Genomic DNA, 16,074 nt, shown 5'->3' on the forward strand with positions numbered 1-16,074 from the left:
AGCTCTGAAACCACAAGCTGCCGCCACACCGGGCTCCCGAGCCGCGACCACCACCTCGTGCTCGTCCGACCGGCGGCTCTTCGTGTCGACGCGCGACCCCGAGGGCGACACGGAGACCGGCTCCCGGTGTGCGCAGCGACACCGGCCGTCGGTTCTCGCGCACCCGCGGTCGGGCGGACGTGTGTGGAGGAGCCATGAGGAGCATCGGCGAATCGACGACCGTGGATCCCGAGGTGTTGCACTGCGCGATGTTCGGTGTGCGGTTCCCGGCCCGCCCGGCGGCGCTGAGCGCGGCGGCCACGATCAATGGAGCCGCGGTCTGGGTGGCTCGGGCCTTGGCGGCCCTGCCGGAGCGCGCGTACGAAGGACCCAATCAGGTCTGCATGGCCCTGTGCGGTCGGCACGCGGGCCTGGATCCGGGTTTGTGAGGGCACCGGACCGGGCTCAGCGCCGGATCGCCTCACCGCCGGATCGTCGACGGGGCCTCCACCTCCAGATACCGCCGACCACCCCTGCCCCGGTACTCCAACACCACCCAGCCCAGCTCGCCCAGGACCCGCGCGCACCCGTGCAGCGCCCGCTCCGCCTCGTGAGCGGCGCCGCTGCCACGCGGGCCGGGCCATTCGACCCGGACCACCCGGGGGTGGTCGCCGGCGGTGACGCAGTATCCGGTGGCGGTCCGCTGTCCGCGCTCGTCCAGGGCGGAGGGCGGTACGCCGGCGGCCTCCAGGGCCAGCGCGACGGCCCGCACCATCCGCATCCACTCCCACTCGGCCGGCGTCGCCCGCGGGTCGCCGGCGCCGCTGTTCACCACGTCGCGAATCCGCAGCAGCGCCTCGAACGCGTCCCGCACGGCCGCCGCGCGCTCCGGCGTGCCCGCCACCGGTACGGTTTCCGCGCCGGTGGCCGGCTCGAAGCCCGCCGCCTCGGGCGATTCCCGGCCGGTCACCGTCGATCCCCCACCACGGCCGTCACAACCATCCGCGTTCGACCGCGTAGCGGGCCGCGGCGTGCCGGCTCGGGGCGCCCACCTTGATCATCGCCGAGGACAGGTAGTTCCGTACCGTCCCGGCGGCAAGGTGCACCCGGCCGGCGATGTCGCGCACGCTCAACCCCTCCCGGGTCAGCCGCAACACCTCCAACTCGCGCTCGGACAACGGGCAGTCCAGTACCAGCGCCGCCGCCGCGATCTCCGGATCCACGTGTCGGTGTCCCGCGTGCACGTCGCGAATCACCTGGGCCAGATGCGCGGCCGGCCGCGACTTGGGCACGAATCCGCGTACGCCCACCCGCAGTGCGCGGGTGAGCACGCCGGGGCGGGCGTGTCGGGTGACCAGCACGATCCGGGTGTCGGGGCGCCCGGCCAGGATGCGGCCGGCCGCCTCCAGACCGTCGGGGCCGCCGGGCATCTCCAGGTCCATCACCACCACGTCGGGCACGTGCCGGGCGGCCTCGGCGATCGCGGCCGTCCCGTCGGCGGCTTGGGCGACCACGGTCAGGTCCGGCTCCAACTCCAGGAGTTGGCCCAGCGCGCCGCGCAACATCGCCTCGTCCTCGACCAGCACCAGGCGGATCACGCGGGGGCCTCCGTACGGTCGGCGACATCGAGTCGGGCCACCACCTCGAAGACGCCAAGGCCGGCCGAGGCGCGCAACTCGCCGCCGTGGCCGCGCAGCCGGGCGTCCAGGCCGGCCAGGCCGGTGCCGCCGGGACGCTTGCCCTGCGTCGCGCCGTCGTTGCGGATGGTGAGCCTGCGGCCGTCGGCGGACACGTCGATCGAGGCGGTGGTGGCTGCCGAATGCCGCAGGATGTTGGTCGTGGCCTCCCGCACCACCAGGCCGAACAGCGTGCCGGCCCGGTCCGGCAGCGGTGGTGGGCTCGCGTAGCGGCACTCGATCCCGGCGGCCGTCAACACCGCCGCCGCGTTGGCCAGTTCGGCGGCGAAGGACACCTCGCGGTAGCCGTGTACCAGGTCCCGGGTGTCGGTCACCGCCTCGCGGGCCAACGCCTCCACCTCGCCCATCTGCGCGGCGGCGGCCGATGGATCCATCTCGACCAGCCGCCGGGCGAGTTCGCTCTTGACCGCGATCAGGGTCAGCGTATGGCCCTGGATGTCGTGCAGGTCCGCGGCGAACCGCAACCGTTCGTTGGCCACGGCCAACTCGCCCGCGATCCGGCGCGCGTCGTCGAGTTCGACGAACTGACGCCAGACCCAGTCGTTGATCACGCAGGTCACCGCCACGCTGGTGGCGATGACGAGGGCGCCGATCGTCTGATCCGGAGCCTCCCTCGGCGACGGCCCGAAGAGTATCGGCAGCGCCGCCATCACCAGCAGGCCCGCGGCCAGGACCCGCCACCGACGACCGCGCGCGTACATCGTCAGCAGTCCCACGGCGGTGGCGAGCGGCATGGGCCACGGGAATATCGCGTCGTGGGCCAGCGCCGCCGCGGAGACCCCGAGGGCCACCGCGCAGGTCACCGTCAGGAGGCCGCGCGGCGGCGTGCCGGCCCAGTGCCGGGCGGTGGCGAACAACAGTCCGCAACAGCCGATCGCGGCCAGGGCCAACGGCCACCCGTTGTCGCCGTGGACCGCCTCGACCACCGCGAGCACCGCGGGGATGCCGGGGACCAGCACCACGCCGGACAGCAGCGACCACGCGGTGAAACGGCGTGCCCGTCGCATCGTGGAGGAGACCATGTGCCCAGCGTAGGTGTGCGGCCGGGGCTCGCTTCCGGTGATCGGTCATCGGCGGGCATGACATTTGTCAGCCGGGGAGCGGACACCGGGCCACTACCGAGCGCGGAGGGCCGGGCACACGCTGGGGTCATGGATGCGACGATGATCGAAGTACGCGGACTGCGTTGTTCATACGGCACCTTCGAGGCCGTCTCCGGCATCGACCTCGACGTGCGGCGGGGCGAGGTGTACGCCCTGCTGGGCACCAACGGGGCGGGGAAGACCACCACGCTGGAGACCCTGGAGGGCCACCGCCGGCCGACCTCGGGGTCGGTGCGGGTGCTCGGCGGCGATCCGCGCTCGACGGCGGTGCGGTTGCGGACCGGGATGATGCTTCAGGAGTCGGGGTTCGCGGCCGAGTTGACACCGATCGAGACGCTGCGGCTGTGGGGGCGGGTCGCCCGGCGCGAGGACGACGACGAGGCGTTGATCGACCGGCTCGGGCTGACCCGGCGGCGCGACGTCCGGGTGGACCGGTTGTCCGGTGGCGAGCGGCGGCGGCTCGACCTGGCGATGGCGGTGTACGGGCGGCCGGAACTGCTGTTTCTCGACGAACCGACCGCCGGGCTTGATCCGCAGACGCGCGATCTCCTGTGGGACCTGCTGCGCGAGTTGTCGGCGGGCGGCACCACGGTGGTGCTGACCACGCACTACCTGGAGGAGGCGAGCACGCTGGCCGATCGGATCGCGATCATGCGCGAGGGTCGGATCGCGGTCGAGGGCACCTTGGCCGAACTGCTCGCCCCGTACCCCGCGCGGATCTCCTTCGACCTCCCCGACGGACCGGCCGCGACCGATCTGCCGCTCGCGGTGGACGTGGCCGGCAGTCGGGGAGATCGGGTTACCGTGACCACCGACGAACCGGAGCGTGCCATGGCGACGCTGCTCGCCTGGGCGGACGGGCGCGGCGTGCGGCTGCGCGGCCTGGTGACCCGGCCGGCGACGCTGGACGACGTCTTCCGGGCCGTCGCGGGCCCCGCGTCGACTGGGGCAGCGGCGTGAAGGGCACCGCGTGGCGGGCCGTGGCCGCCGCCGAACTGCGCATCATGCTGCGCAACAAGGCGGTCGCGGCCACGGTGGTACTGGTGCCGCTGTTCGTCGCGTTCACCGCGCTGGCCTCGCCAACACCGGACACGGTCGCGCATTCCGTGTTGTTCATGCTGCTGATCGGGGTGCACGCGACACTCGCCACCACGCTCGCGGCCCGGCGCAAGGACCTGTTCCTCAAACGCCTGCGCAGTGGCGCGGACCCCGACGCGTCGGTCATCGTCGGGCTGGTGCTGCCGGCGATCCTGGTCACGTGCGGCCAAATCGTGGTGTTGGTGGCCGTGTTGTCGCACACCCGTCTGTCCGCGCCCGACAACCCGGCGCTGCTCGTCCTGGCGATCGTGAGCGGGGCGCTGATGTGTACGGGGGTCGCGATGGCCACCTCGGCGTTCACCGCGTCGGCGGAACAGGCGCAGATCACCACGATGCCGTTCCTGGTCCTCGCCATCGGCGGCAGCCTGCTGGTCCAGGACCGTGCCCCGGAAAACCTGCAATGGCTCGGCTACCTGGTCCCCGGCGACGGCGTGGTGGACCTCGCGACCGGGGCCTGGGAAGGGATGGGCGTGGGCGCCGCGTTCCTGGCGCTGGCGTCGGTGACCGCCTGGACGCTGATCGGCGCGGTGCTCGGCATCCGGCTGTTTCGCTGGGAGCCCCGGCACTGAGCAGAGCATGCCGGGGCACCGAGCGGGCCCGGCATCGGGCGGGACCGGCACCGAGCGGAACCGGGCGCCGAAGACGATCTCGGCGCCCGGGCCGCCGGGCTCAGGCCCCGCAGTGCCCAGGGATCCGCCGAGGTGGCGACCAGTCCTCCGGTGCAGGACACCGCCGTCCTGCACCTGGCTTTGCACACCACCCCGTAGCCCACGATCGCCGACCCACACGATCGCCGATGGCCAGTCGGCGAGGGGAGGGCGGCGCTCGACCGGGCGTTCCAATCGCCCACTCCGCTCCCGCAACTAGCCAGAATGTGCCGATTGTTCAGCCTTCGTTGCCGCAGAACCGTTCCGCTGTGAGGGTGTTCCTCGCTCGGGCGACGAACCCGGCGCGCCGGCGATCGGTTTCGTCGTCGCGGCCCGTCTTCCACCCGAGGAGCCTCGATGCAGCGCAGAACACTGACGGTCGGGTCGGTCCTGACCCTGCTGGCCGGCCTGGTGATCGGCACCACCACACCCTCGAACGCGACCCCGCCACCGAACTCCCCCGCCGCCGCCCGCGCCGCCGCGATCGACGCGGCCGACCGCGCCGTCTCCGGCCACTCGGGCAACCTCGCCAAGGCACCCGGCGAGCGGTACCGGCGGGGCATGGTGACACCCTGGCTCGACAACCTCTACTCGATCGCCTATACCCGCACCTATCGCGGCCTGCCCGTGGTCGGCGGCGACGCCGCCGTGTTGGCCGACGGCACGGGCCGGGTCCGGGCCGTGGAGACCGCCGACGGCCCGCGCATCGACGTACCGACCGAGCCGACCGTGCCCGCCGCGACGGCCGAGGCGAGCGCTCGTGCCCGGCTGACCGCGGTGGAGCGGGTCGACGCACCCCGCCTGGTGGTGCAACTCGGGCCCGATACCGCCCACTTGGCCTGGGAGACGGTAGTGGCCGGCCGGGTCGGGAACACGCCCGGCAGGCTGCACGTCTTCGTCGACGCCCGATCCGGAGCGGTGCTCGACGCCGCGACCTTCGACGACGTACGCGCCGGCACCGGGCACAGCAAGTGGAACGGCCCGAACCCGATCACCATCACCACCGCCTCCAGCGGTTCCACCTACTTCATGCAGGACCTGACCCGCCCCGGCCTGAGCTGCGCCAAGTACAACGCCGGAGTGTTGACCAAGACCATCGACGACTGGGGCAACGGGGACCCGACCACGATCGAGACCGGCTGTGTCGACTCGATGTGGGCGGTGCAGAAGGAATGGGACATGCTCCGCGACTGGCTGGGCCGCAACGGACACAACGGCAACGGTCGCACGCTCCCGGTCGTGGTCGGTCTTCCCGACGTCAACGCCTACTCCGACGGCTCCAAGGTGTTCATCGGCCACGACGTCAGGGGCCAGTGGCTCGGCGCGATGGACATCGTGGGCCACGAATACGGGCATCTCGTCGACGCGGCCACCCCAGGCTACCCGTTCAAGGAGTACGGCCTCAGCGAGGGCACCGGCGACATCTTCGGCGCGCTCACCGAGTTCTACGCCAACGAACCGGCGCCGTTCGACACCCCGGACTACACCGTCGCCGAGATGGTCGACATGGGCGGCGGCCAACCGCTGCGCTACATGTACAACCCGTCGCTGACCGGCGACCCGAACTGCTACTCCTCGACGCTGCCGCCGGACGAGCACCGGGCGTCCGGCCCGCTGAACCACTGGTTCTACCTGCTTGCCGAGGGCTCCAACCCCGGCGGCGGCAAGCCCAACAGTCCGACCTGCAACAGCTCCACGGTCACCGGCGTGGGCATCAAGATGGCCGGCAAGGTCTTCTACGGCGGCCTCCTGAGCCGGCCGGCGGGCACCAACTACCGAAAGCTGCGCATGATCACCGTCCGCGCGGCCAAGCTCCTCGACCCGACCTGCGTCACCTGGAAGGCGACCAGGGACGCGTGGAGCGCGGTCAACATTCCGATGCAACCGGCCGAACCCACCTGTCCCTGACCCCCTTGCGACGGCCTGGCCCCGGACCCCGCCGGGGCCCGGCCGTCGCGTCCGCAACAGGCCCGAAGCGGCGGCCATTTCGCCAGTATTTGCTGGCCTCGCCGGATCCCTTCGCGCGGCCCTTGTGTCCGTGTGAGTGTTTCGCTCGCTCGGGCACGAACCCCGGCCTGCACGGTCGATCGCGGCGCTCACGAGGCGCGCGGTCCACGCCGGATTCGTGGTCGAGGTCTGCCTTCCCACTCGAGGAGCCTCGATGAATCGAAGAATGACCACGGCCGGAACCGTTCTGGCCATGCTCACCGGCCTCACCGTGGGCGTGGCGGCCCAACCGGCGTCAGCCGACCCGCCGCAGCCCAGCTCGCAGGAACTGGCGGTCTCCGCCGCCGACCGCGCCGTCTCCAGCGGCCTCGACACCCTCGCCAAGGGTCCCGACGAGCAGTACCAGCGCCAAGCCGTCACCCCGTGGATCAACGACCTGTTCTCGGTCGCGTACCAGCGCACCTACCGCGGCCTGCCGGTCGTCGGCGGGGACGCCGTGGTGATGGCCGACGGCAAGGGCCGGGTACGGGCGACCCAGTCGTCCACCGACGCCCGAATCTCCGTACCGACCCAGCCCACCGTCGCGGCCGGCGCGGCCGAGGCCACGTCCAGGACCAAGCTGGCGAGCGTGGACCGGGTCGACTCGCACCGCCTGGTCGTCCGGGTCAAGGACGGCAAGAGCGCGCTGGCCTGGGAAACCGTGCTGATCGGCCGGACCGCGACCGCGCCCAGCCGGCTGCACGTGTTCGTGGACGCGAGCACGGGCACAGTGCTCGACACGACCGACGACGTCAAGGCCGGCAGCGGCAACAGCCAGTGGAACGGCCCCAACCCGCTCACGATCGACACCACCAACTCCGGTGGTACGTACTCCCTGCGGGACCCGAACCGGCCGGGCCTTACCTGCGCCGACTACTCGACCGGCCAGGTCTTCTCCAAGTCCTCGGACTCGTGGGGCAACGGCCAGGCGTCGAGCAAGGAAACCGGCTGCGTCGACGTCTTCTGGGCGGCGCAGAAGGAATGGAACATGCTGCGCGACTGGCTCGGTCGCAACGGGCACAACGGGACCGGCGGCAGTTGGCCGGTCAAGGTCGGTCTGAACGACGTCAACGCCTACTGGGACGGCTCGTCGGTCTCGATCGGCCACAACCAGGCCAACCAGTGGATCGGCTCGATGGACGTCGTGGGCCACGAATTCGGCCACGGCATCGACCAGTTCACCCCCGGCGGCGCCGGGACCGAGCCGGGTCTGGGCGAGGCCACCGGCGACATCATGGGTGCGCTGACCGAGGCGTACACCAACGAGCCCTCCCCGTACGACACCCCCGACTACACCGTCGGCGAAGCGGTGAACCTGGTCGGCCAGGGCCCGATCCGCTACATGTACAAGCCGTCCACCAACGGCGACCCCGACTGCTACAGCTCCTCCATTCCCAACACCGAGGAGCACGCGGCGGCCGGACCGCTCAACCACTGGTTCTACCTGCTCGCCGAGGGCACCAGCCCGGGCGGCGGCAAGCCGACCAGCCCGACCTGCAACAACACCACCCTCACCGGCGTGGGCATCCAGCAGGCCGGCAAGGTCTTCTACGGCGGCATGCTGCTCAAGACCAGCGGCATGACCTACAAGAAGTACCGCACGGCCACGCTCAGCTCGGCCAAGACGCTCGACCCGACCTGCGCGCTGTTCACCAAGACCAAGGCCGCCTGGGACGCGATCAGCGTGCCCGCGCAGACCGGTGACCCGACCTGCACCCCCGGCCCGGGTCAGAACGACTTCTCGATCACCCTCAACCCGACCGCCGGCACGGTGGCCCCGGGCGCGTCCGTCGGCTCCACGGTGGCCACGACCATCACCAGCGGCCAGGCGCAGACGGTCAACCTGACCGCCTCCGGTCTGCCGAACGGTGTAACCGCCCAGTTCAACCCGGCCAGTGTGCAGTCCGGCGCCAACTCCACGCTGACCCTGTCGGCGAGTTCGACCGCCACGGCGGGCACGTCCACGATCACGGTGACCGGCACAGGTACCGGCGCAACGCACACCGCGCAGTACACGCTGACGGTCAGCGGCACGTCCTCCCCGATACCCGACGTCAGCGTCGCGAACGTGCAGGCGCACCTGTCCCAGCTGAACACCATCGCGACCCAGAACGGCGGCAACCGCCGCGCGGGCAGCGCCGGTTACACCGCGTCGCTGGCCTATGTGAAGGGTAAGCTCCAGGCGGCCGGCTACCAGGTCACCGAGCAGACCTGCACCTCCTGCACCTACCGCTCCAACAACCTGATCGCCGACTGGCCCGGCGGCCCCGCCGACCAGGTCGTCATGTTCGGCGCCCACCTGGACAGCGTCCAGGCCGGCCCCGGCATCAACGACAACGGCTCCGGCTCCGCCACCCTCCTGGAGAACGCGCTCGTCCTCGCGCAGGCCAACCCGAACCTGACCAAGCATGTGCGGTTCGGCTGGTGGGCCGGCGAGGAACAGGGCCTCCAGGGCTCGCAGTTCTACGTCAGCCAATTGAGCTCGACACAGCGCACCGCGATCAAGGGCTACTACAACTTCGACATGGTCGGCTCGCCCAACGGCGGCTACTTCATCAACAACATCAACTCCGCCACCGCCGCCCCGATGAAGGCCTACTGGGACTCGCTGAACCTGCGTCCCGAGGAGAACGTCGAGGGCCAGGGACGCTCCGACGACTACTCCTTCCAGCAGGGCGGTATCCCCACCTCCGGCTACGCGGCCGGTGCCGACGCGGTCAAGACCTCCGCACAGGCGCAGAAGTGGGGCGGACAGGCGAACCAGTCCTACGACTCCTGCTACCACTCCGCGTGTGACACCTCCTCCAACATCAACGCGACGGTTCTGGACCGCAGCGCGGACGGCGTCGCCTACACCATCTGGAAGACCGCGGTCGGCGGCGGCAACCCCGGCAACGACTTCTCGGTCGGTGTCAGCCCGAACTCGGGCAGCACCCAGCCGGGCGGCAACACCACCGCGACCGTCAACACCCAGACCACCAGCGGCAACCCGCAGACGGTGAACCTGACCGCCTCGGGCGCGCCGAGCGGCGTGGACGTGACCTTCAACCCGACGTCGGTCCAGTCCGGCGCGTCCTCGACGGTGACCTTCCAGGTGGGGGCCAACGTCGCGACGGGTACGTACCCGATCACCATCACCGGTACCGGCACCGTGCAGCACGCGACGACCTACACGCTGACCGTCGGCACCGTCAACCCGGGCAACTCGCTGCAGAACGGCGGCTTCGAGCAGGGCACCGCCAACTGGACGCAGAGCGCCAACGACATCACCAACAGCACGCAGGCCACCCCGCACAGCGGTGGCTGGTACGCCTGGATGATGGGTTACGGCAGCACCGCCACCGAGACCCTGAGCCAGGGGAACATCACCATCCCGGCCAACGCCACGCTGCGCGTGTGGGTCAAGATCACCACCGAGGAGGTCGGGAGCACCGTCTACGACACCCTCGGCGTCCAGATCAACGGCACCACGCTGGCCACCTACTCCAACGCCAACGCGACCGGCACCTATGTGCAAAAGACCGTGGACCTGAGCGCCTACGCGGGCCAGACGGTCAGCCTCCAGTTCTCCGGTTCCGAGGACGAGTCCGCGACGACCACGTTCTACGTGGACGACGTCTCGATCTCCTGACCCCGTCCCGAAAGGCACCGCACCACGAGTGACCGCCCCGCCCCCGGCAGCGCGCCGGGGGCGGGGCGCACTCGTGTCCGGGCCCGCGCACCGGCCGCGCCTCAGGCCCGGTCGTGTGCCCGCAGCCGGCGGCCGACCACGCCCAACGCCTCGGCCAGTACCGCCAGTTGCTCACGATCCAGGACGTCGATCAGGACCTCGCGCACCCGTGCCACATGCGCGGGCGCGGCGCCACGCAACCGCGCGGACCCCTCGTCGGTCAGCACCGCGTAGACCCCGCGCGCCTGTTCCGGGCACGCGCGCCGGCGAACCAGGCCCAGCTTCTCCAACTGGGCGACCTGGTAGGTGATCCCGCTCTTCGAGGTGATCAACCGGTCGGCCAGTTCGGCCATCCGCAATTCGCCGTCGGGCGCGTCCGCGAGGTGTACCAGGATCTCGTACTGCGGGTGGGACAACCCCGCCTCGTCCTTGAGCTGGCGCTCCAGAGCCCGGTCCACCCGGTGGCCGGCCTCGACGAAGCTCGTCCACGCGGCCATCTCCAGGTCGTCCAGCCAACGCGGTTCGCTCATGCGGCAAACCCTACCCAGCTTGTCGAAGCCGGGGTCGGCCTGTAGCGTCGAAGTAGTTCAAATTTGAACTGGCCCACCGCAACCTCGCGGCGCGCACCGCCACACGTGGTGACACCGCGTACGGCGCCGCCGCATGTCCGCACGCCGCAAGATCGCGCCGGCGACCTCGCCATCGACAGGAGCACCCGCATGTACTCCCCCGCCGAGACGACCCACCGCGACCCCGATCAGGCGACCCGCACCGCGCCGGCCGGCGCGCCCGCCGGGTCGCTGCACGGCTACGACCTCGGCCTGGCCCTGCTGCGCGTCGTGGTCGGCCTGACCATGGCCGCACACGGCACACAGAAACTCTTCGGCTGGTTCGACGGCTCCGGCCTGGACGGCACCGGCCAGTTCTTCACCATGAGCGGCTACCCGTCCGGCAAGGCAATGGCCACCGTGGCCGGCCTCACCGAGACCTTCGGTGGCCTCGCCCTCGTCATCGGCCTGTGCACCCCCCTGGCCGCCGCCGGGATCGTGGGCACCATGATCAACGCCATCGCGGTCAAGTGGGACGGCGGCTTCTTCGCGCCGAAGGGCGTCGAGTACGAACTGCTGCTCACCGCGGCCGCCGCCGCTCTCGCGCTGACCGGCCCGGGCCGGCTGGCCGTGGACCGCTTCCTGCCGGTCCTGCGCAGCCACCGCGTGGCCTACGGCATAGCCGCCGTCGCGGTCGGCGCAATCACCGCCGGCGTCATCCTGATGTTGCGCGACTGAGCACGAGCACACGAGCACGCCCCGAATCACATGCGGCCGCCCCCGGGATCCACGGATCCCGGGGGCGGCCGCATGTCGTGCCTCCGACGTTCGGGCCGGGCACCCGGCGTTCCGAATATTTTCATAGGGCCCGGGGGTATTCGACCGGCCGAAACGATACCCTACGGGGGTACCTTGCGGTCGAGCCGAGACCGCATGCGCGACCAAGGAGGCCCGCGATGACCGGATACGACGACGGCAAAGACGCCTACCTCGCCCGCCTGAAGCGGGTGGAGGGCCAGGTCAGAGGGCTGCATCGGATGGTGGAGTCGGACGCCTACTGCATCGACGTGCTGACCCAGGTATCCGCCGTGACCAAGGCGCTCCAGGCCGTCGCCCTGGGGCTGCTGACCGATCACCTGGGGCACTGTGTGGTCCAGGCCGCCGGGCAGGGCGGCGACGCGGCCGACGCCAAGGTCCGCGAGGCCGCCGACGCGGTGGCCCGATTGGTGCGCTCCTGACGGGAGTTCCCCGCGTTCGCACCCCCCGTTCGGAAACAGGAATCCATCCCCTCGGCTTGACAACATACCCAGGGGGGGTATGTTGTAGTCGAAGCCGTCGACCGGAACACCTCCGGTGCGGCGGACCCGAGAACCAGGAGGCTTCGCCATGAGCACGACCACTTCCGTCACCTCGACCTACACCGTCACCGGCATGACCTGCGGCCACTGCGTCTCCTCGGTCAAGGCCGAGGTCGGCAAAATCGACGGCGTCACGGAGGTCGCGGTCGACCTCGCGAGCGGCAAGGTGACGGTCACCTCCGATGCGGCCCTGGCCGACACGGCCGTCGCGGCGGCGATCGACGAGGCCGGCTACGAACTGGTCGCCCCGGCGGCCGAGGCCCCCGAGGCCGGCGCGAGCTGCTGCGGCAGCTGCCACTGACCCGTCGAGGGGGGCGCCGCCCGACACCGGCGCCCCCCTCATCGGACCACCCGCGGCCCCGGTCGGCCACACCACCGGGCCCGCCGCACCACGGCGACCACCCGCCCCACCGTCTCGAACGCGGCGTCCGACGCGGTGTCGAACGCGCCATCGAACAGGGAGAGAGCATGAACACCGCAGTCAAGGTCGGCGCGTTCGGCGCCGGCGTGGTGCTGGCCTTCGGGGCCGCCTTCGGCATCGGCCACGCGGTCGGCCCGGTCGGCTCCGATCCCGCCCCCGCACACGGCGGCCACGGCGGCACCCAGGCGGGCCCGTCGGGCGGCGCCCGCTCCCCCGGCGCCGCACCGGCCGCCGCCGAGATGCCGGGCGGCCTCCAGGTCTCCGAGCGGGGCTACACCCTGGTCGCCGCCACCGAGCCACTGCCGGCCGGCACCGCCACCGACTTCCGCTTCCGCGTCCTCGGCCCGGACGGGCAACCGTGGACGCGCTACGACCGGGCCCACGACAAGGACCTGCACCTGATCGTGGCCCGCCGCGACCTGTCCGGGTTCCAGCACGTACATCCCGTGCTCGGCGCCGACGGCACCTGGAGCGTGCCGCTGACCTTCGCGAACGCCGGCACTTACCGGATGTTCGCCGACTTCACGCCCACCGGCGACCCCGGCGGCACGCTCACCCTGGGCGCCGACGTCGTGGTGGCCGGCGACTACGCACCGGCCGCGCTGCCCGCGCCGAGCCGCACCGCCGTCGTCGACGGCTACACCGTCACCCTGGCCGGCGACCTGACCACAACATCCGCACCGCTCACCCTGAACGTGAGCAAGGACGGCCGCCCCGTCACCGATCTCCAGCCCTACCTCGGCGCCTACGGCCACCTGGTCGCGCTGCGCCAGGGCGACCTGGCCTACCTCCACGTGCACCCGCAGGGCGCGCCCGGCGACGGCAAGACCCCCGCGGGCCCCGGCATCGGCTTCCACGCCCAGGCCCCCAGCGCGGGCAACTACCGCCTCTACCTGGACTTCCAACACGAGGGCAGGGTCCGCACCGCCGAGTTCACCGTCACGGTGGGCGCCGCGACCGCACCGACTCCGCCGCCCGCCCAGTCCACGCAGCCCAACCAGCCCACCCAGCCCACCCAGCCCGAGCACGGCGAGCACGCCCACTAGGGATGCCCGACGCCACCCTCGGCCGTGGCCGACGTTTGACGTTTTGATACCCCCCTAGGGTATAGTTCAGGCATGATCGCGGGACGGCACCGGCCGCCACCGCCCCCGGCCCCGCGACGGCCGCGCAACCACCGATCCGAACAGGAGCAGGCGATGGGTTCGACCACCGAAACCTCGACGCCACAGGACAGCGGGCAGATCGAACTGTCGATCGGCGGCATGACCTGCGCCTCGTGCGCGATGCGCATCGAGAAGCGGCTGAACAAGCTCGACGGCGTGACCGCGACGGTCAACTACGCCACCGAGAAGGCGAAGGTCAGCTACGCCGGCGAGATCGCGCCGGCCGACCTGATCGCCCAGGTCGAGGCGGCCGGATACACGGCCGAACTCCCCGCCCCTCCCGTCACCGCCGGCGGCACCGGCGAAGCCGCGCCGGAGGCGGATCCCGAGGGTGGTCGGGTCCGGGCCCTGCGCGACCGGCTGCTGATCTCCGCCGTACTGACCGTGCCGGTGATCGCGATGGCGATGGTCCCGGCGTTCCAGTTCACCAACTGGCAGTGGTTGTCCCTCGCGCTGGCCTGGCCGGTCGTGGCCTACGGCGCGTGGCCGTTCCACAAGGCCGCCTGGACCAACCTGCGGCACGGCACCTCGACCATGGACACGCTCGTGTCGATGGGCACGCTGGCCGCGCTCGCCTGGTCGGTCTACGCACTGTTCTGGGGCAGCGCCGGCGAACCCGGCATGACCCACGCGTTCTCCTTCGCCATCGAACGCAGCGACGGAGCCGGAAACATCTATCTGGAGGCCGCCGCCGGGGTGACCACCTTCATCCTGGCCGGGCGCTACTTCGAGGCCCGCGCCAAGCGCCGCTCCGGCGCGGCGCTCAAGGCCCTGCTCGAACTCGGCGCCCGCGACGTGGCGGTGCTGCGAGACGGGCGCGAGGAGCGCATCCCGGTCGAACAGCTCGTCGTCGGCGACCTGTTCGTGGTCCGTCCCGGCGAGAAGATCGCCACCGACGGCGTGATCGAGCAGGGCACCTCGGCGGTCGACGCCTCGATGCTCACCGGCGAGTCGGTCCCCGTCGAGGTCGCTCCCGGCGACACCGTCACCGGCGCCACCGTCAATGCCGGCGGCCGGCTCGTGGTCCGGGCCACCCGGATCGGCGCCGACACCCAACTCGCCCAGATGGCCCGGCTGGTCGAGGACGCGCAGAACGGCAAGGCCCAGGTACAGCGCCTGGCCGACAAGGTCTCCGGCATCTTCGTCCCGATCGTGATCGCCCTCGCCGCCGCCACTCTCGGCTTCTGGTGGGGCACCGGCCAGGGCATCGCCGGCGCGTTCACCGCCGCCGTCGCCGTGCTGATCATCGCCTGCCCGTGCGCCCTGGGCCTGGCCACCCCGACCGCGCTGATGGTCGGCACCGGGCGCGGCGCCCAGCTGGGCATCCTGATCAAGGGCCCCGAGGTACTGGAGTCCACCCGTCGCGTCGACACCGTCGTGCTCGACAAGACCGGCACCGTCACCACCGGCCGGATGACGCTCCTGGACGTGCACCTCGCCGCCGACGAGACCGAGGCCGAGGTGCTGCGCCTGGCCGGTGCCCTGGAGAACGCCTCCGAGCACCCCATTGCCCAAGCCGTCGCCAAGGGCGCCACCGAGCGGGTCGGCGACCTGCCGGACCCGGAGGACTTCGCCAACGTCGAGGGGCTCGGCGTGCAGGGCATCGTCGAGGGCCACGCCGTTCTGGTCGGCCGCACCCGGCTGCTGACCGAGTGGGCGCTCGACCTCCCGGCGGAGCTGGAGCGGGCCATGGCCGACGCCGAGGCGCTGGGTCGTACCGCCGTCGCGGTGGCGTGGGACGGCAAGGCGCGCGCGGTGCTGGTCGTCGCCGACGCGATCAAGCCCACCTCCGCCGAGGCCATCCGCCGCTTCCGCGAGCTGGGCCTGACCCCGATCCTGCTCACCGGCGACAACACCACCGTCGCGCACACCGTCGCCGCGCAGGTCGGCATCGACCGGGAGCACGTGTTCGCCGAGGTGATGCCCAAGGACAAGGTCGACGTGGTCACCCGCCTCCAGGAGGAGGGCCGGATCGTGGCCATGGTCGGCGACGGCGTCAACGACGCCGCCGCGCTGGCCAAGGCCGACCTCGGCCTGGCCATGGGCACCGGCACCGATGTCGCCATCGAGGCCTCCGACCTCACTCTGGTGCGCGGCGATCTGCGCGCCGCCGCCGACGCCATCCGCCTCGCTCGCAAGACCCTGGGCACGATCAAGTCCAACCTGTTCTGGGCCTTCGCCTACAACGTCGCCGCCCTCCCGCTGGCCGCCTCCGGCCTGCTGAACCCGATGCTCGCCGGTGCCGCGATGGCCTTCAGCTCGGTCTTCGTGATCAGCAACAGCCTGCGGCTGCGCGGCTTCAAGGCTCTGGCCGACGACACCCACCCGACCCCGTAGTCCCGACTCGCACACACGAACGGTCCGCCCCTCACACCACGAGGGGCGGACCGTTCGTGCGTGC

General features: G+C 71.6%; 14 protein-coding genes. 10 read left to right on the plus strand and 4 right to left on the minus strand.

The genetic code is table 11. From position 1 onward, the window contains the following. The first annotated feature begins 194 nt into the window (after positions 1-194). Positions 195-428, plus strand: a complete 234-nt coding sequence (locus tag ACFXKZ_RS45115; protein WP_380011617.1) for a DUF2795 domain-containing protein — start codon at positions 195-197, stop codon at positions 426-428. A 32-nt stretch (positions 429-460) separates the two neighbouring features. Here the strand turns inward: ACFXKZ_RS45115 and ACFXKZ_RS45120 are convergent, their stop codons facing one another. The 3 genes from ACFXKZ_RS45120 to ACFXKZ_RS45130 are packed head-to-tail and all read right to left on the minus strand — an operon-like array spanning position 461 to position 2,698. Next, complete coding sequence (locus ACFXKZ_RS45120) at positions 461-949, minus strand: hypothetical protein (RefSeq protein WP_380011620.1); 489 nt, start codon at positions 947-949, stop codon at positions 461-463. Positions 950-971: 22 nt separating this feature from the next. Next, entirely contained in the window at positions 972-1,577 is a 606-nt protein-coding gene (locus tag ACFXKZ_RS45125; RefSeq protein WP_380011623.1) for a DNA-binding response regulator, read from the minus strand. Further along, the gene (locus ACFXKZ_RS45130) at positions 1,574-2,698 is read right to left on the minus strand and encodes a sensor histidine kinase (RefSeq protein ID WP_380011626.1); all 1,125 of its coding nucleotides are present in this window, start codon (positions 2,696-2,698) and stop codon (positions 1,574-1,576) included. Before ACFXKZ_RS45130 ends, ACFXKZ_RS45125 begins: the two co-directional genes overlap by 4 nt. Before the next feature lie 129 nt (positions 2,699-2,827). Between ACFXKZ_RS45130 and ACFXKZ_RS45135 the strand changes: the two genes are divergently transcribed. The 4 genes from ACFXKZ_RS45135 to ACFXKZ_RS45150 all read left to right on the plus strand — a co-directional run bounded on the left by ACFXKZ_RS45135 (position 2,828) and on the right by ACFXKZ_RS45150 (position 10,141). After that, entirely contained in the window at positions 2,828-3,739 is a 912-nt protein-coding gene (locus tag ACFXKZ_RS45135) for an ABC transporter ATP-binding protein (protein ID WP_380011629.1), read from the plus strand. Beyond that, positions 3,736-4,446 (plus strand): ABC transporter permease, encoded by a 711-nt coding sequence (locus ACFXKZ_RS45140; protein WP_380011632.1) that lies wholly within the window; start codon positions 3,736-3,738, stop codon positions 4,444-4,446. The genes ACFXKZ_RS45135 and ACFXKZ_RS45140 overlap by 4 nt, the downstream gene beginning before the upstream one ends. 435 nt (positions 4,447-4,881) lie before the next feature. Further along, entirely contained in the window at positions 4,882-6,432 is a 1,551-nt protein-coding gene (locus ACFXKZ_RS45145; protein WP_380011635.1) for a M4 family metallopeptidase, read from the plus strand. A 253-nt stretch (positions 6,433-6,685) separates the two neighbouring features. Then, entirely contained in the window at positions 6,686-10,141 is a 3,456-nt protein-coding gene (locus tag ACFXKZ_RS45150; RefSeq protein WP_380011638.1) for a M28 family peptidase, read from the plus strand. Positions 10,142-10,242: 101 nt separating this feature from the next. Here the strand turns inward: ACFXKZ_RS45150 and ACFXKZ_RS45155 are convergent, their stop codons facing one another. Next, positions 10,243-10,710, minus strand: coding sequence for a MarR family winged helix-turn-helix transcriptional regulator (locus ACFXKZ_RS45155; protein ID WP_126638644.1), 468 nt, complete (start codon positions 10,708-10,710; stop codon positions 10,243-10,245). 189 nt (positions 10,711-10,899) lie between these two features. On the opposite strand from ACFXKZ_RS45155, the gene ACFXKZ_RS45160 reads away from it, so the two are divergent. The 5 genes from ACFXKZ_RS45160 to ACFXKZ_RS45180 all read left to right on the plus strand — a co-directional run bounded on the left by ACFXKZ_RS45160 (position 10,900) and on the right by ACFXKZ_RS45180 (position 16,010). Further along, positions 10,900-11,466: a DoxX family protein gene (locus ACFXKZ_RS45160; RefSeq protein WP_380011641.1), complete on the plus strand. Its 567-nt coding sequence runs from the start codon at positions 10,900-10,902 to the stop codon at positions 11,464-11,466. A 218-nt stretch (positions 11,467-11,684) separates the two neighbouring features. Then, on the plus strand, positions 11,685-11,966 hold the full coding sequence (locus ACFXKZ_RS45165) for a metal-sensitive transcriptional regulator (RefSeq protein WP_078981450.1): 282 nt from the start codon (positions 11,685-11,687) through the stop codon (positions 11,964-11,966). A gap of 148 nt (positions 11,967-12,114) precedes the next feature. Further along, positions 12,115-12,387, plus strand: a complete 273-nt coding sequence (locus tag ACFXKZ_RS45170; protein WP_380011644.1) for a heavy-metal-associated domain-containing protein — start codon at positions 12,115-12,117, stop codon at positions 12,385-12,387. Positions 12,388-12,554: 167 nt separating this feature from the next. Further along, the gene (locus ACFXKZ_RS45175; RefSeq protein ID WP_380011647.1) at positions 12,555-13,553 is read left to right on the plus strand and encodes a hypothetical protein; all 999 of its coding nucleotides are present in this window, start codon (positions 12,555-12,557) and stop codon (positions 13,551-13,553) included. A gap of 153 nt (positions 13,554-13,706) precedes the next feature. Beyond that, positions 13,707-16,010 carry a heavy metal translocating P-type ATPase gene (locus tag ACFXKZ_RS45180; RefSeq protein ID WP_380011650.1) on the plus strand — a complete coding sequence of 768 codons (2,304 nt, stop codon included), beginning with the start codon at positions 13,707-13,709 and terminating at the stop codon, positions 16,008-16,010. Positions 16,011-16,074 lie beyond the last annotated feature (64 nt).

The sequence above is a fragment of the Embleya sp. NPDC059237 genome, from assembly GCF_042754105.1.
Taxonomy (GTDB): domain Bacteria; phylum Actinomycetota; class Actinomycetes; order Streptomycetales; family Streptomycetaceae; genus Embleya.

Coding starts and splice junctions, on each gene's coding strand:
- ACFXKZ_RS45115 (WP_380011617.1), top strand. CDS start 195: ATGAGGAGCATCGGCGAATCGACGACCGTGGATCCCGAGGTGTTGCAC.
- ACFXKZ_RS45130 (WP_380011626.1), bottom strand. CDS start 2,698: ATGGTCTCCTCCACGATGCGACGGGCACGCCGTTTCACCGCGTGGTCG.
- ACFXKZ_RS45135 (WP_380011629.1), top strand. CDS start 2,828: ATGGATGCGACGATGATCGAAGTACGCGGACTGCGTTGTTCATACGGC.
- ACFXKZ_RS45145 (WP_380011635.1), top strand. CDS start 4,882: ATGCAGCGCAGAACACTGACGGTCGGGTCGGTCCTGACCCTGCTGGCC.
- ACFXKZ_RS45150 (WP_380011638.1), top strand. CDS start 6,686: ATGAATCGAAGAATGACCACGGCCGGAACCGTTCTGGCCATGCTCACC.
- ACFXKZ_RS45155 (WP_126638644.1), bottom strand. CDS start 10,710: ATGAGCGAACCGCGTTGGCTGGACGACCTGGAGATGGCCGCGTGGACG.
- ACFXKZ_RS45160 (WP_380011641.1), top strand. CDS start 10,900: ATGTACTCCCCCGCCGAGACGACCCACCGCGACCCCGATCAGGCGACC.
- ACFXKZ_RS45165 (WP_078981450.1), top strand. CDS start 11,685: ATGACCGGATACGACGACGGCAAAGACGCCTACCTCGCCCGCCTGAAG.
- ACFXKZ_RS45170 (WP_380011644.1), top strand. CDS start 12,115: ATGAGCACGACCACTTCCGTCACCTCGACCTACACCGTCACCGGCATG.
- ACFXKZ_RS45175 (WP_380011647.1), top strand. CDS start 12,555: ATGAACACCGCAGTCAAGGTCGGCGCGTTCGGCGCCGGCGTGGTGCTG.
- ACFXKZ_RS45180 (WP_380011650.1), top strand. CDS start 13,707: ATGGGTTCGACCACCGAAACCTCGACGCCACAGGACAGCGGGCAGATC.